Here is a 13,592-nt window from a genome sequence, read left to right on the forward strand (position 1 = left end):
CGCGCAAGCCCGTTTGGGCGTCCTTGGGTTGACCACATCGGCAGGCGCTGCGCATGTTGTCCACGTAAGAAGGAGATTACCGATTGACCGACTGGATCGAGATCCTGAAAGAACAGACCGCCACCGGCGACCAGATGAGCCGCGAGGTGCCGCAAATGCTTGCCAATCCCGACATCAGCGAAGCGCAAGTGAGAACGCTGTTTTCGGCGCTCGAAAAACAGGCGGAATTCGTCGAGAAGCTGCGCATGGCGCTGGAAAAATTCGGCCATGATTTTTCGGTGATCAAGGCGGCCGAGCGGCTGGAGGAGCGCTATGCCGACCTTGCGGCCTCGGTGGCGGAAAAGCTGAAAGCGATGCGGAAATAGGCAGTCCTATTTTTCGATCTGCCTTTCGAACCGCTTGTCCGGCACGAACCAGATCATGGCAACCAACACATAGAGCGCGACGCTGATCCATTGATTGACGAAGGTCAGCGGAATGGCGGCGATGTAGAGGACCACCGAGATCTTTTCCTTGCGGTCGGTGCCTGCCGCTCTGGCGAAGGCAGTGTCGTTGCCATGCAGCCGGTGCAGCATGACGACCAGAATGAAGTAGGCGGCCGCGCAAAGCGCCAGGACAACACCGTAAACGGCGACAGGCACCGGCGCGAAATGGTTTTCACCCATGAAGGCGGTGGTCACGGGCATCAGCGACAGCCAGAACAGCAGATGCAGATTGGCCCACAGCACGCGGCCATCGACCCGCTGCACGGTGTGGAACATGTTGTGCAGATTGTTCCAGTAGATGCCGACATAGATGAAGGACAGCACGTAGCTGAGAAAGGTGGGCCATAGCGGTGCCAGCGCGGAAAACTCCGCGCCATGCGGCACCTTCAATTCCAGCACCATGATGGTGATGATGATGGCCATGACGCCATCGGAAAATGCCTCGACCCGTCCCTTGCCCATGGATTTCCTCTACTGCGCCTGGCTCATCCTAGGCGATCGAAGTGCCTGGAGGGAAGGCTTGGGCGTATCAATCGCTGTCGCGCGCGATCAGCTCCAGCGGCCAGACCTCACGGATGATCCGCGCGCCTTCGGGGCCGGCGAAGGCCGGGATCGACGCCAACAACATTTCGGCAAGCCGCCGTCCCATCGGCTCCAGGCGAGGGCGGAAGCCGGTCAGTGCCGGTGAAAAATAGCGGCAGAGCGGCGAGTCGACGATGACGATCACCGCAATGTCGTGGCCCGGCTTGATGCCCATCTCGGCCAGCGCCTTGCAGCCGCCGAGCGCCATCGCGTCATTGTTGAAGATGATGGCGGTCGGCGGGTCCTTGGAGCGCATGACCTGAGGCGTCACCGCGTCGCCGCCGGCCTCGTTGATGAAGCCTTTCGCGATCAGCCCGGGGTCGACCTCGATGCCGTGCCGCCGCAAGGCCTTGCGATAGCCGGCTAGGAACAGATAGCCGAAATTGAGGTTGAGGGACGGGCGGATGGCGGCGATGCGGCGGTGGCCGCGCGCCACCAGGCGGTCGACCGCGTCGGCCCCGGCTTTTTCGAAATCGAGGTCGAGCGACGGATAGGTCTTGCCGCCGGAGCGGCTGCGGCCGAGCGTCGCGAACGGGAAGCCGACCCTGGTCAGGTAATCGATGCGCTCGTCCTCGCGACGCGTATAGGCCAGCACCACGGCGTCGGCCCGGCGCGTCTCGACCACCCGGCGCAGGCGCTCCTGCTGGTAGTCGCCCGGCGCACCCATCACCACGATCAGGTCGAGCCCGCTTTCGGCGAGTTTCGCCTGCAGCCCGGTCAGGAACGGAATGAAGAACGGCTCGCCATATTGCTGGTCGCCCGGGTGCGGCTGCAGCATGAAGGCGATCGAGTGGGTGGCGCCGCGCCGCAGGCTGCGGCCGGACTGGTTCGGCGAATAGTTCAGCTTTGCCGCCGCATCGAGCACGCGCTGGCGTGTATCGGCATTGACGTCGGCGCGGCCGTTGAGCGCGCGCGACACGGTGCCGATCGAAATGTTCAGGTGACGCGCAAGGTCGTGGATGCTGGACGCCAAAGGACGGTTCTCCCCTTTCTTGGCTATCACCGGCCGCTCTTCAGGCCAAGGTGATTTTCGCGAGCGGCCAATTGACATTCTACGCCTTCCGGTGTGTTCTCGTAAACGTTTACGGAAAAACGTTTACGGTCATGCCGTGAATGTCGTGACGATCGGTCTGGAGGGCCGAGCGGAGGAGGAGCGCTGGATGATGAATGTCGTCCTGGTCGGCTGCGGAGCGATGAGCAAGCACTGGCTCGATGCCGCGAGGCAGATCGACGGGTTGGCTATTGTCGGCCTTGTCGACCTCGATGCCGACAGGGCGCAGGCAAGGGCGCGCGAATACGAGCTTGCCGGCGCCATTGTCGGAACCAATCTTGACGCCGTGCTCGACCAGACCAAGCCCGACGCTGTGTTCGACGTCGTGGTTCCCGCGGCCCGGCGCGATGTCGCGCTTTCGGCCTTTGCCCATCATTGCCATCTCCTGACGGAGAAGCCGCTGGCTGACAGCCCGGAGAACGCGCGCGCCATCGTCGAGGCTGCCCGACGCGCCAAGCGCGTGCACGCCGTCGTCCAGAACCGCCGCTATGTCGCCAACGTCAGGCGCATCAGGCGTTTTCTCGATTCCGGCGCCATCGGTGCGCCAACCAGCATCCACGCCGAATTCTTCGTCGCGCCGCATTTCGGCGGGTTTCGCGAGGAGATGCGCCATGTCCTGCTGCTCGACATGGCGATCCATACTTTCGACGCCGCCCGCTACATGGTCGGCGGCGCGCCGGCCGGCGTCTACTGCCAGGAATGGGAGCCGGTCAATTCCTGGTACCGGCAGGGATCGTCGGCCACCGCAATCTTCGAGCTCGGCGGCGGCAAGCTGTTCACCTATGCCGGCTCCTGGTGCGCCGACGGGTTCCGCACCAGTTGGGAGAGCACATGGCGCATCGTCGCCGAGCACGGCAGCCTGGTCTGGGACGGTGAGGATGGGCTGAGGGTGGAAGTCGCGCGGCCTATCCGTGAAGGCCTGTTCGATCGCACAGAGCCGCTCGCCGTGCCGCCGCTCGATCCGAGAGACCGCATCGGCGGCCATCTCGGCATCCTTCAGGATTTTGTGCGCGCCGTCGAAACCGGCAGCGAGCCGGAGACGCGCGGCGCCGACAACATCAAGAGCCTGGCCATGGTCTTTGCCGCGATCGAAAGCGCCGAAACCGGGCGCCGGGTCGCGATCGCACAGGAAGGGTGACGATGCCAAACCCGCTTCTCGACATCAGGATCGGCACCATGGTGCGGGCCAATCTCGATGACCCGGCCGCCTATATCAAGGCGATCCTGCCGCTCGGCTTCGAGAGCATCCAACCCTTCTTCTGGCAGACGCTGGGCGGCAAGGATCTTCCACGGCTGGCCGGCCAGATCCGCGAGGCGATCGGCGACGCCGACGTCGTCGTCTCCTCGCTCGGCGTCTTCGGCAATCCGTTGGAAAGCGGCGATATCGATCGCGGCGTGCTTGACGCCTGGGAAACGGCCATCGACCATGCGCATCTGTTCGGCACCTCGATGGTCAGCGGCTTCACCGGCCGCCTCCGCGGCAAACCGCTGCCCGACAGCCTGCCGCGCTTCCGCGAGGTCTGGGGACCACTGGCCCGGCGCGCCGCCGACAAGGGCGTGCGCATCGCCTTCGAGAATTGCGCGATGGACGGCAACTGGGCTGATGGAGACTGGAACATCGCCCACAATCCGGACGCCTGGGAGCTGATGTTCAACGAATTGCCAGATGACAATCTCGGCCTGGAATGGGAGCCCTGCCACCAACTCGTCTACCTGATCGATCCGATCCCGCAGATCCGCAAATGGGCGCCGCGCATCTTCCATGTCCACGGCAAGGACGCGACGGTGCGCTGGGACGTCATCCGCGAGCATGGCGTGTTCGGCCGGCTGCCGTTCGTGCAAATGCGCACGCCTGGCTTCGGCGACAGCGACTGGACGCGGGTGATCAGCGAATTGCGGCTGGCCGGATACAGGGGCGCCATCGACATCGAAGGTTGGCACGACCCGGTCTATCGCGGCGACCTTGAGATTACAGGGCAAGTGCGGGCGTTGGACTACCTCAAGCAATGCCGGGGAGGTGCGAAGTATCTGCCGAACCCGGCGTGAGGCTAATGCATGTCGCGCAAAAGTGTGCAGCGGTTTTGCGACAACGACATGCATCAAACAGGGAGCCGGCCAGCGAAGCATTGCGGCGAGAAGCCGAAGCATTCGTCGAAGACCCCTCGGCTTGCGAGGGAACAAAGGGAGGAACGTGCATGAGCATCACGATGAGAAGGACAGTTCTGCGCTCGACCGTCATGGGCGCCGCCACGGCGCTCGCCGCCGCAATCTCCACCTTGCCTGCCCAGGCGCTCGATGCCCAGTGGTGCAAGGACGTCCACATCCGCTTCTTCGTCGGCGGCGCCGAGGGCGACGCCTTCGGCACCATCGTCTACAATGGCGCCAAGCAGGCCGAGGCCGATCTTGGGCCGAAGGTCGACTACATCTTCTCCCAGTGGGATGTCGAGAAGATGGTGCAGCAATTGCGCGAGGCCGTCGCGGTCAAGCCCGGCGGCATCGCCATGATGGGCCACCCGGGCGATGCTTCGATCATGCCGCTGGCCGAACAGGCGCACAAGGACGGCATCAGGATGATGTACCAGAACGTGCCGGTGCCGAAGGTCACGGCAGCGTTCGGCGGCGGCTATGTCGGCGCCCAGCAGGAAGAGCAGGGCCGCGCGCTCGGCGCCGAGGCGTTCAAGCTGGCCGGGCTCAAGGCAGGCGACAAGGCGATCATGATCGGCCCGTTCGAGAACGAGAGCCGCGGCGCGCGCGAGCGCGGCACGGTCGCCGCCCTGAAAGAGGCGGGCGTCGAGGTCATCCAGCTCTCCTCGCCGCCGAGCGGCGAATGGGCTTCCGACCCCAATCTGGCCATTCCGGTGATTACCGCAGCACTCCTCAACAATCCCGACGTCAAGGCGGTTGGCTATCCCGGCGGACAGATGCTGGGCAACGTCCCGACCTACATGCAGGCGGCGGGCAGGAAGGCGGGCGATATCTTCAATTTCGGCTTCGACACCAGCCCGCAGATCGTCGAGGGCTTCAAGGGCGGCTGGGTGCAGCTGACGGCCGACCAGCAGCCGTTCCTGCAGGGTTATCTGCCGATCCTCAGCCTCTGCCAGCAGGTGGTGCTGGGCCTGGCGCCAATGAATGTCGACACCGGCGCCGGCTTCGTCACGCCTGACAATTACGAGATCGTCGCCGAGCTCGCCAAGCAGGCGCTGCGCTGATCTTTTGACACGGCTGGCGGTCTTCCGACCGCAGCCGGAACCAAGCGAGGATCGTCATGGCAGAACGCCTCATCGAACTGCGCGACATCAGCAAGTCCTACGGTCAGGTCTATGCGCTGGGCGGGGTCAATCTCAGCGTCGACCGCGGCGAGGTCGTCGGCCTGATCGGCGACAACGGCGCCGGCAAGTCGACGCTGATCAAGATTCTCTCCGGCGTCGTCAAGCCGACCAGCGGCGAGATCCTCATCCGCGGCCAGCCGGTGACCGGCTGGAGCGCCGCGCGCTCGCGCGACGCCGGCATCGAGACGGTATTCCAGGATCGGGCGCTGGCCGTGCAGCAGACGATCGTGCGCAACATCTTCATGGGCCGCGAACTCACCGGCTTTCTCGGCTGGCTGAAGGTCAACAAGGAAATCGAGGAGGCGAGCCGGCTGATGCGCGAGATCGGCTTCACCTCGAAAGTGTTCACGCCGCAGTCGATCGTCGGCCAGCTCTCCGGCGGCGAACGCCAGGGCGTGGCGATCGCCCGCGCCATCTACAAGCAGGCCGACCTGATCATCCTCGACGAGCCGACGACGGCGCTGTCGCTGACCGAGACCGCCAAGGTCTTCCATTTCGTGCGCCAGGTGCGGGCGAGCGGACGGTCGATCCTGTTCATCGGCCACAACATCCACCACGTCTTCGACATCGCCGATCGTTTCGTCGTGCTGGATCGCGGCAAGGTCGCGCTCACCGCCGACCGCAGCCAGGTCAAGTCGGCCGAAGACCTCATCAACTTCATGGAAGACGTCGCGCATCCGGGCGGATTGCCGGGACTGCACGACGCCGGCGACCCGGAGCAGAGAGCACGATGAGCAAGACGATGGAGCCCGATCTGCACGAGCCGTCCGCCGGCATCTCCCGTCCCGGCAATCCCCGGAAGGAGTGGAAACACCCATCCGATCACTGGATGCGCGGCTTCATCCTCGACAACCGCGCCGCACTCGGCACGCTTGCCGTGTTCGTGGTGATGATGACAGTGTTCATGATCGCCAACCCGACCGTCTTCACCACCTGGTACCTCTACAGTTCCGTGCTCACCACGCTGCCGGTTGCGCTGTTCGTGGTGGTGCCGCTGGTCTTCGTCGTTACCTGCGGCGAGATCGACCTGTCGTTTCCGGCGACGATGGGCTTTGCCTCATGGGTCTTCGCGCTGGTCGTGCAGTCCGGCTACGACCCGTTTCTGGGCATCGCCGCCGCCATTGCAACGGGCACGTTGCTCGGCTTCCTGGTCGGGTCGCTGGTCGTCTATGGCGGGCTGTCGTCGCTGATCGCCACGCTCGGCATGAATTTCCTGCTGCGCGGCCTGATCCAGATCATCAACGAAGGCAAGTCGACGGCGCTGACCAGCCTTGCCGACAGCTGGGCCTACAAGATCTTCTCCAGCCAGCTCTACGGCATCCCGGTGCAGATCTTCTGGGCCATCGGCTTCGTCGTGCTGTCGGCGCTGCTCTACAACAGGCATCGCTTCGGCGCGCAGGTGAAGGTGGTCGGCGACAATCCCGACAGCGCCCAGCAGATGGGCATCGACGTCAAGCGCGTGCGGGTGAAAGTGTTCGTCTTCGTCGGCATCGGGGCGGCGATCGCCGGCACCTTCTCGGTGATGATCAACTTCACCTGGTGGCCGACCGCTGGCGACGGCTATTTGCTGCCGGTGCTGGCATCGGTGTTCGTTGGCGGCACGCCGACCTGGGGCGGCGTCGGTACCGTCGTCGGCGGCGCCATCGGCGCCGTCACCGTGTCGTTCATCCAGACCGGCGTCGTCGCGGCAGGCCTGAGCGGCTTCTATGTCCAGTTCTTCAACGGGCTGATCATCATCCTGTCGCTGCTCGGCCACAAATGGAACCAGGCGCGGTATCGCTGAGGGGGAGACTCACACCCCGGTGACAAACCCGTCCAGCACTCGTTTCTGGCCGGCCTTGTCGAAGTCGATGGTCAGCTTGTTGCCGTCGATGGCGGCAATGTTGCCGTTGCCGAATTTCTGGTGGAAGACGCGGTCGCCGACGCTGAAGGCCGACGGCTTGTCGGCAACGGATTTGGCAACCAGCTCGCCGTCGATGGTGCGGCCCTTGATCGAGGTGCGGCCGGCGCCATAGCCACTGTCGGTCTCGCCATATCCGATGCGCTCGACCTGGTGGCCGGAGCGCGAGCCCCAGTTGCGGTCGGTCGCCTCGGTGCGGTTCTGCTGCGCGCGCTGCCAGCCCGGCGTCGCATAGGTGCTGGAGAAGGCGCCGGACTTTTCTGCGCCGACATTGTCGAAGCGCGAAGCGCCGTAAGGATTCTGCCGTCCTGCCCCCTGGCCGCCCCGTCCGGAGGCGAAGGAGCCGCCGCCATAGGCATTGCCGTAACCGCCATAGGAGTTGCCGCTCTCGGCGACCTCGACATGGGCTTCCGGCAATTCATCGAGGAAGCGCGACGGGATCGTCGATTGCCACAGGCCGTGGATGCGGCGGTTGGAGACGAACCACAAATGCAGGTTCTTCTTGGCGCGGGTCAGCCCGACATAGGCCAGCCGCCGCTCTTCCTCCAGCCCGGAGCGGCCGCCCTCGTCGAGCGCGCGCTGATGCGGGAATAGTCCTTCCTCCCAGCCGGGCAGAAAAACCGTCTCGAATTCGAGGCCCTTGGCCGAATGCAGCGTCATGATGTTGACGGCGTCGAGCTCGGCGTTCTGCTCGGCGTCCATCACCAGAGCTACATGTTCGAGGAAGGAGCGCAGCGATTCGTACTCCTCCATGGAGCGGATCAGTTCTTTGAGGTTTTCCAGCCGGCCGGGCGCTTCTACCGAGCGGTCGTTCTTCCACATGTCGGTGTAGCCGCTCTCCTCCAGGATGGTCTCGGCCAGCTCGGTGTGCGGAGTGGTCTCCAGCGCCTTCTGCCAGCGCTCGAAATTGGCGGCGACCTCGCGCAGCGCTGCGCGCGGCTTTGGCTTCAGCTCGTCGCTTTCGGCGAGTTTTTCCGCAGCCTCCAGCATCGGGATGCGCAGCGCCCTGGCGGTGTCGTGGATCTGGCGGATGGTGGCTTCGCCCAGCCCGCGCTTCGGCACGTTGACGATCCGCTCGAAGGCGAGGTCGTCTGCGCCTTGCGCGACGACGCGGAAGAAGGCCAGGGCGTCGCGGATTTCGAGGCGCTCGTAAAAGCGCGGGCCGCCGATGACGCGGTAGTTGAGCCCGAGGGTGACGAAGCGGTCCTCGAACTCGCGCATCTGGAACGAAGCGCGGACAAGAATGGCCATGTCGTTGAGATTGTGCTTCTGCCGCTGGTAGGCCTCGATGGTTTCGCCAACGGCGCGGGCCTCTTCCTCGGAATCCCAGGCGGCATGGACATGCACCTTCTCGTCGTCCTCGGCAATTTTTTCGGTGAACAGCGTCTTGCCGAAGCGGCTTTCATTGTGGGCGATGAGGTGGGAGGCGGTGCCGAGGATGTGCGCGGTGGAGCGGTAGTTGCGCTCCAGCCGGATGATCGTGGCGCCGGGGAAATCCTTGTCGAAGCGCAGGATGTTGTCGACCTCGGCCCCGCGCCAGCCATAGATCGACTGGTCGTCGTCGCCGACGCAGCAGATGTTGACTTTGTAATCGCTCACGGGCTGTTCCGCGCCTGCCGGCGCGGGCCCTCCGCGGGGGCCTCGCAACGGCTCGGACGGACGGTCGTCCTTGCGGCCTTTGGCCGGAATTCCCGATTCATCGTTCGGAGTTGCCGGTCTATAGCTACCCCCCTCCGTTCTATCCGGAACTCCGGAAAGACTTGGAACGCGACCACCCGGAGAGCCACTTCGTGGTCCGCCCGGCCGCTGCGCCAGCAGCCGCAGCCACATGTATTGGGCGGTGTTGGTGTCCTGGTACTCGTCGACGAGAATGTATTTGAAGCGCTTGTGGTATTCCTTCAGCACGTCCGGATTGGCGCGGAAGATGCGGATCGGGTGGCACAGGAGATCGCCGAAGTCGCAGGCGTTCAGCGTCTTCAGCCGCTCCTGATAGGCCTTGTAGAGCTCGCGGCCCTTGCCGTTGGCGAAGGCGCGGGCGTCGCCCTCGGCAATCTCGGCGGGGCCAAGCCCCTTGTTCTTCCAGCCGTCGATCATCTGGGCGAACTGCTTGGCCGGCCAGCGTTTGTCGTCCAGTCCTTCGGCCTGGATGAGCTGCTTGATCAGGCGCACGACGTCGTCGGTGTCGAGAATGGTGAAGTCGGATTTGAGCCCGGCAAGCTCGGCGTGGCGGCGCAGCAGCTTGACGCCAATCGAGTGGAAGGTGCCGAGCCACGGCATGCCTTCGACATTGCCTTCGCCTATTAAGAGGCCGATGCGCTGCTTCATCTCGCGCGCCGCCTTGTTGGTGAAGGTGACGGCGAGGATCTGCGACGGGAAGGCCTTGCCGGTGGCGAGGATGTGGGCGATGCGGGTGGTCAGGACGCGCGTCTTGCCGGTGCCGGCGCCGGCCAGCACCAGAACCGGGCCTTCGGTGGTTTCCACCGCCAGCCGCTGCTCGGGGTTGAGCCCGTTGAGATAATCAGGCGCATTGGTGTGGCCGCTGCGGGCAGCCATGGCGCGCGCAGCAATGCCCGACGGGGCCACGGGCCGCGCGTTCGGTTCGTCAAAAAAAGGCATATCTTCCGAAAAGCCGGACATCTCCCCCGAATGTAGTGATTCGGCAGCGAAAGGCCAGAAGTGTCTCCGTTTTGTTCTCTGTCCAGGGCCAGAACCTGCAAACGGGTAGATTTAACCAGCCGACCTCGTGGAGCGCTGCATGCTGGGCCTCACTGATCCGTGACTGGACCATGCCGCCCTCGGCCCTATCTTGCGCGGCGGGATTGTTTCCCGAAGCCGAGGAGAGCGCCATGACAAAACCGAGCCCTGCCAGCCCAGCCGTGAAGAGACCCGCCATTACCCAGGCGATGATCGACGCCTATGACGAATACACGCATCTGACGCTCGACCGGCGGCGCTTCATGGAACAGTTGACCAGGCTTGCCGGATCAGGTGCCGCTGCTGCCGCAATCGCACCGCTGCTGGCGGCGAATTCGGCCCGGGCGGCGATTGTTGCCGAGGACGATTCACGCGTGACCGGCGAGGACATCAGCTATCCCGGCAGCGGTGGCGAGATGAAGGGCTATCTGGTCAAGCCGGTCGGCCAGCCCGGCAAGCTCGGCACCGTCATCGTCGTGCATGAGAACAGGGGGCTCAACCCGCATATACGCGACGTGGCGCGGCGCGTGGCGCTGGAAGGATTTGTGGCGCTTGCCCCGGACTTCCTGTCACCGCTCGGCGGCACGCCGGCCGACGAAGACAAGGCGCGTGACCAGTTTTCCAAACTCGATCCGGCTCAGACCACCGCCAATGCGGTCGCAACGGTCGCTTTCCTCAGGGGCCGCGAGGATGGCAACGGCAAGATCGGCGCGGTCGGCTTCTGCTGGGGCGGCGGCACGGTGAACGCACTGGCTGCCAACGCGCCGGATCTGGCTGCCGCTGTCGCCTATTACGGCATGCAGCCGAAGGCCGAGGATGTGCCGAAGATCAAGGCGGCGCTGCTGCTGCATTATGCCGGGCTCGACACCCGTATCAATGCCGGTATCGACGCCTTCAAAAAGGAACTCGATGCAGCCAAGGTCGAGCACACGATCCATGTCTATGAAGGCGCCAATCATGCCTTCAACAATGACACGTCAGCGGCTCGCTACGACAAGAACGCGGCGGACCTCGCCTGGGGCCGGACGATCGCCTTTCTCAAGGAGAAACTTGCCTGATCAGGCATTTGCCGGTTTGTGAAGAACGACGCCGGCTACCACCAGCGCGATGCCGATGCAATCGGTAGGGCTGGGTATCTGGCGGAGCACAATGACGCCGATCAGCGTGGCGGTGACAGGCAGCAACGACAGCATCAGCGCGAAGCTCGATCGCGGCAGCCGCGACATGGCAAGCTGGTCGCAGATATAGGGGATGACCGACGAGCAGATGCCGACGCCGATGGCGGCGATGAGCAGTGGCGGCGCCGTGAAAGCCGGCAGCGCATCGGTGAAGCCGATCGGCAGCACGATGAGGCAGGCGACCGCCATGGCTGCGCCGAGGCCGGCGATGCCGTCGCCAGCGCCGGCGCGGGCAACGCGATGGCCAAGCACGATGTAGCCGACGAACAGCGCGCCGTTGAGGAAAGCCCAGAACAGGCCGATCGGGTCGCTTGACCATTTGACGTCGATCAGCAGCAAGGTGCCGATAACGGCAACGGCAAGGGCTGCGAGATTGCGCGGGCTTCTGACGCCGACCAGTGCAACGCCGATGGTGCCGACGAATTCGACCGCCGCGACCAGCGAGATCGGCAAGCGGTCGAGTGCCAGGTAGAAGGAGCAATTCATCACGCCGAGGCAGGCGCCGAAGGCGAGAAGCAGCAGCCGTGTCGGCCGGTCGGCGCGGGCGAAGGCCGTCCACGGCCGGGTCAGCGGCGCGAAGACAAGGGCGGCCGTGACGATGCGCAGCCAGGCCATGCCAAGCACGCCGACATGCGGGAAAAGCAGCACGGCGAAAGCCGGCCCGAGATAATGGAACACAGCGCTGACGCCGAACCAGACATGCGGCGGCAGCGATGTCGCCAGCCTGCCAAAGACAGGGCGGGCGAGGGCAGGGGTAGCAGCTGGGGCTTGCGCTTGATCATCCATAGGATCATTATCGCAGGCAGATTTACCTGTTTATATGGGCAACGGCCAACCAAAGAGATCATTTATTTTCCAGAACCAAGGAGTTTTTCCTGAAACGCATTCGAAACGAAAATGCTGATCTGGATGCGGCGGATCTGAAAATCCTGCGCCTGCTGGAAAAGGATGCGCGCACCAGCACCGCCGAACTGGCGCGCTCGGTCGGCCTGTCGGCGCCGAGCGTGGCCGAACGCATCAAGCGGCTGCAGGAGAGCGGCGTGATCGAGGCCTACACTGTGCGGATCAACCCGGCCGCGCTCGGCATGAAGCTGTCGGCATGGCTGCGCATCAGGCCGGTGCCCGGGCAGTTGGCTGTGGTCGCCGAGATCATCCGCGACTTGCCGGAAATCGCCCAGTGCGATCGGGTGACCGGCGAGGACTGTTTCATCGCGCTGGCGCATGTCGGCTCGGTGGCCGAACTCGAACGGGTGATCGACCGCATCATTCCGTTTGCGATGACCAACACCGCAATTATCCAGTCGTCACCGGTGGTGGCGCGTTCGCCGCTGGCGGCGGTGAAGCACGAGCCCTGATGCTGAAGGGCGAGTGAGCATCTGTCAGCAAGGCACCATTGGCAAAGCTGCCAATCTCCCCCTTGCGGGGGAGATCGGACTTCGCTTCGGCTTTCGCCCACGACCGACGCTGGAAGGCAAGCGGGGCGGGGCAACCGGAAAGTATTTCTTTCCGCACCGATCAGGCGTGGCCGCGCTTCATCCGCGCTTGCTTCAGGATGGCGCGCCAGCGGATCATGGCGAACGGGATCGGCTCGTTGTTGTTGGCGATGGTAAAAATCTCGTTGTTGAGGTTCTTCAGCGAGCGCCAGAAATCATAGTCGCTGATGCGTGGGTCGGCCGCCAGCCTGTCCGCCTCGACCTTGATGTCGGTTTTCATGCAATTTCCCCGATCCGCTTCAGTCCCCGCCGCCCGTATCGCAACTCGTCTTCGACCGCCGCGCTGAGTCGTTCAACGCCTCAATTCGGCTTGTTCACGTTAAAACCCTGGTAAGGTTAACGGCGGTCTGACTGCGGTTCTGGCGCCTTGCGACGAATACCGATCGAACGGCCGGCGCGCTCAGGCATCGGCAGCGCCGCATGGGCGGCGCGCATGACTTCGACCTTGGCCAGGACATCGGCCGGGAAGGGCGCCACCTTCGGTCCGGACATGTCGACATGCAGCGACAATGATTCGGAGGTGGCGGCGAGCCAGCCGTCGACATGGCGGATTTCCTGGTAGGCTCTCAGCCGCTTGTCGTCATGGTCGAGGAGTTGGAACGAGACATAGACCTTGTGGTCGAGATGCAGCTCCCTGATATAGCAGACATGGACTTCCGCCGTGTAGATGGTCAGCCGGCGCTGCTTCGCATAATCCGGTCCCATCCCCATTATTTCGAACGCCTCGTCGGAGCAGCGGTCGAACAGGACGTTGTAATAGGCCATGTTGAGATGGCCGTTATAGTCGATCCAGTCTTTTTCGATGGCCATGGCAGGAGAGACGAAGGGGGCGGCGGTGGACATCGAAACTTCCTTCTGGCTGGACAGGACGTGGTTGGTG

General features: G+C 64.0%; 14 protein-coding genes. 8 read left to right on the forward strand and 6 right to left on the reverse strand.

The window, feature by feature from the left end:
* Positions 1 to 83: 83 nt before the first annotated feature.
* On the forward strand, positions 84 to 365 hold the full coding sequence (locus tag BQ8794_RS31240; RefSeq protein ID WP_077383224.1) for a hypothetical protein: 282 nt from the start codon (positions 84 to 86) through the stop codon (positions 363 to 365).
* Between the two features lie 6 nt (positions 366 to 371).
* On the opposite strand, the gene BQ8794_RS31245 is transcribed toward BQ8794_RS31240, so the two are convergent.
* Together BQ8794_RS31245 and BQ8794_RS31250 are read right to left on the reverse strand one after the other, a co-directional pair.
* Complete coding sequence (locus BQ8794_RS31245) at positions 372 to 947, reverse strand: TMEM175 family protein (RefSeq protein ID WP_077383227.1); 576 nt, start codon at positions 945 to 947, stop codon at positions 372 to 374.
* Between the two features lie 67 nt (positions 948 to 1,014).
* Positions 1,015 to 2,040 carry a LacI family DNA-binding transcriptional regulator gene (locus BQ8794_RS31250; protein WP_077383540.1) on the reverse strand — a complete coding sequence of 342 codons (1,026 nt, stop codon included), beginning with the start codon at positions 2,038 to 2,040 and terminating at the stop codon, positions 1,015 to 1,017.
* Positions 2,041 to 2,227: 187 nt separating this feature from the next.
* On the opposite strand from BQ8794_RS31250, the gene BQ8794_RS31255 reads away from it, so the two are divergent.
* The 5 genes from BQ8794_RS31255 (at position 2,228) to BQ8794_RS31275 (ending at position 7,230) form a co-directional block, all read left to right on the forward strand.
* On the forward strand, positions 2,228 to 3,256 hold the full coding sequence (locus tag BQ8794_RS31255; RefSeq protein WP_077383542.1) for a Gfo/Idh/MocA family protein: 1,029 nt from the start codon (positions 2,228 to 2,230) through the stop codon (positions 3,254 to 3,256).
* 2 nt (positions 3,257 to 3,258) lie between these two features.
* Positions 3,259 to 4,164, forward strand: coding sequence for a sugar phosphate isomerase/epimerase family protein (locus tag BQ8794_RS31260; RefSeq protein ID WP_077383229.1), 906 nt, complete (start codon positions 3,259 to 3,261; stop codon positions 4,162 to 4,164).
* A 149-nt stretch (positions 4,165 to 4,313) separates the two neighbouring features.
* Positions 4,314 to 5,327: a substrate-binding domain-containing protein gene (locus tag BQ8794_RS31265; RefSeq protein WP_077383232.1), complete on the forward strand. Its 1,014-nt coding sequence runs from the start codon at positions 4,314 to 4,316 to the stop codon at positions 5,325 to 5,327.
* A gap of 56 nt (positions 5,328 to 5,383) precedes the next feature.
* Positions 5,384 to 6,181: an ATP-binding cassette domain-containing protein gene (locus BQ8794_RS31270; RefSeq protein WP_077383235.1), complete on the forward strand. Its 798-nt coding sequence runs from the start codon at positions 5,384 to 5,386 to the stop codon at positions 6,179 to 6,181.
* The gene (locus BQ8794_RS31275; RefSeq protein WP_077383237.1) at positions 6,178 to 7,230 is read left to right on the forward strand and encodes an ABC transporter permease; all 1,053 of its coding nucleotides are present in this window, start codon (positions 6,178 to 6,180) and stop codon (positions 7,228 to 7,230) included. Before BQ8794_RS31270 ends, BQ8794_RS31275 begins: the two co-directional genes overlap by 4 nt.
* A gap of 9 nt (positions 7,231 to 7,239) precedes the next feature.
* Here BQ8794_RS31275 and BQ8794_RS31280 read toward each other — a convergent pair whose 3' ends face one another.
* A complete protein-coding gene (locus tag BQ8794_RS31280; protein ID WP_077383240.1) occupies positions 7,240 to 9,984 on the reverse strand; it encodes an ATP-dependent helicase in 2,745 nt (914 codons plus the stop codon).
* A 209-nt stretch (positions 9,985 to 10,193) separates the two neighbouring features.
* Between BQ8794_RS31280 and BQ8794_RS31285 the strand changes: the two genes are divergently transcribed.
* Positions 10,194 to 11,099, forward strand: a complete 906-nt coding sequence (locus tag BQ8794_RS31285) for a dienelactone hydrolase family protein (protein ID WP_077383242.1) — start codon at positions 10,194 to 10,196, stop codon at positions 11,097 to 11,099.
* Here the strand turns inward: BQ8794_RS31285 and BQ8794_RS31290 are convergent, their stop codons facing one another.
* Positions 11,100 to 12,005: an EamA family transporter gene (locus BQ8794_RS31290; RefSeq protein ID WP_077383245.1), complete on the reverse strand. Its 906-nt coding sequence runs from the start codon at positions 12,003 to 12,005 to the stop codon at positions 11,100 to 11,102.
* Between the two features lie 89 nt (positions 12,006 to 12,094).
* Between BQ8794_RS31290 and BQ8794_RS31295 the strand changes: the two genes are divergently transcribed.
* Positions 12,095 to 12,574: an Lrp/AsnC family transcriptional regulator gene (locus tag BQ8794_RS31295; RefSeq protein ID WP_077383248.1), complete on the forward strand. Its 480-nt coding sequence runs from the start codon at positions 12,095 to 12,097 to the stop codon at positions 12,572 to 12,574.
* Between the two features lie 160 nt (positions 12,575 to 12,734).
* Here BQ8794_RS31295 and BQ8794_RS31300 read toward each other — a convergent pair whose 3' ends face one another.
* Together BQ8794_RS31300 and BQ8794_RS31305 are read right to left on the reverse strand one after the other, a co-directional pair.
* The gene (locus BQ8794_RS31300) at positions 12,735 to 12,932 is read right to left on the reverse strand and encodes a hypothetical protein (protein ID WP_077383251.1); all 198 of its coding nucleotides are present in this window, start codon (positions 12,930 to 12,932) and stop codon (positions 12,735 to 12,737) included.
* 116 nt (positions 12,933 to 13,048) lie between these two features.
* Positions 13,049 to 13,555 (reverse strand): thioesterase family protein, encoded by a 507-nt coding sequence (locus tag BQ8794_RS31305; protein WP_077383254.1) that lies wholly within the window; start codon positions 13,553 to 13,555, stop codon positions 13,049 to 13,051.
* Positions 13,556 to 13,592 lie beyond the last annotated feature (37 nt).

This window comes from Mesorhizobium prunaredense, assembly GCF_900156895.1.
GTDB lineage: Bacteria > Pseudomonadota > Alphaproteobacteria > Rhizobiales > Rhizobiaceae > Mesorhizobium > Mesorhizobium prunaredense.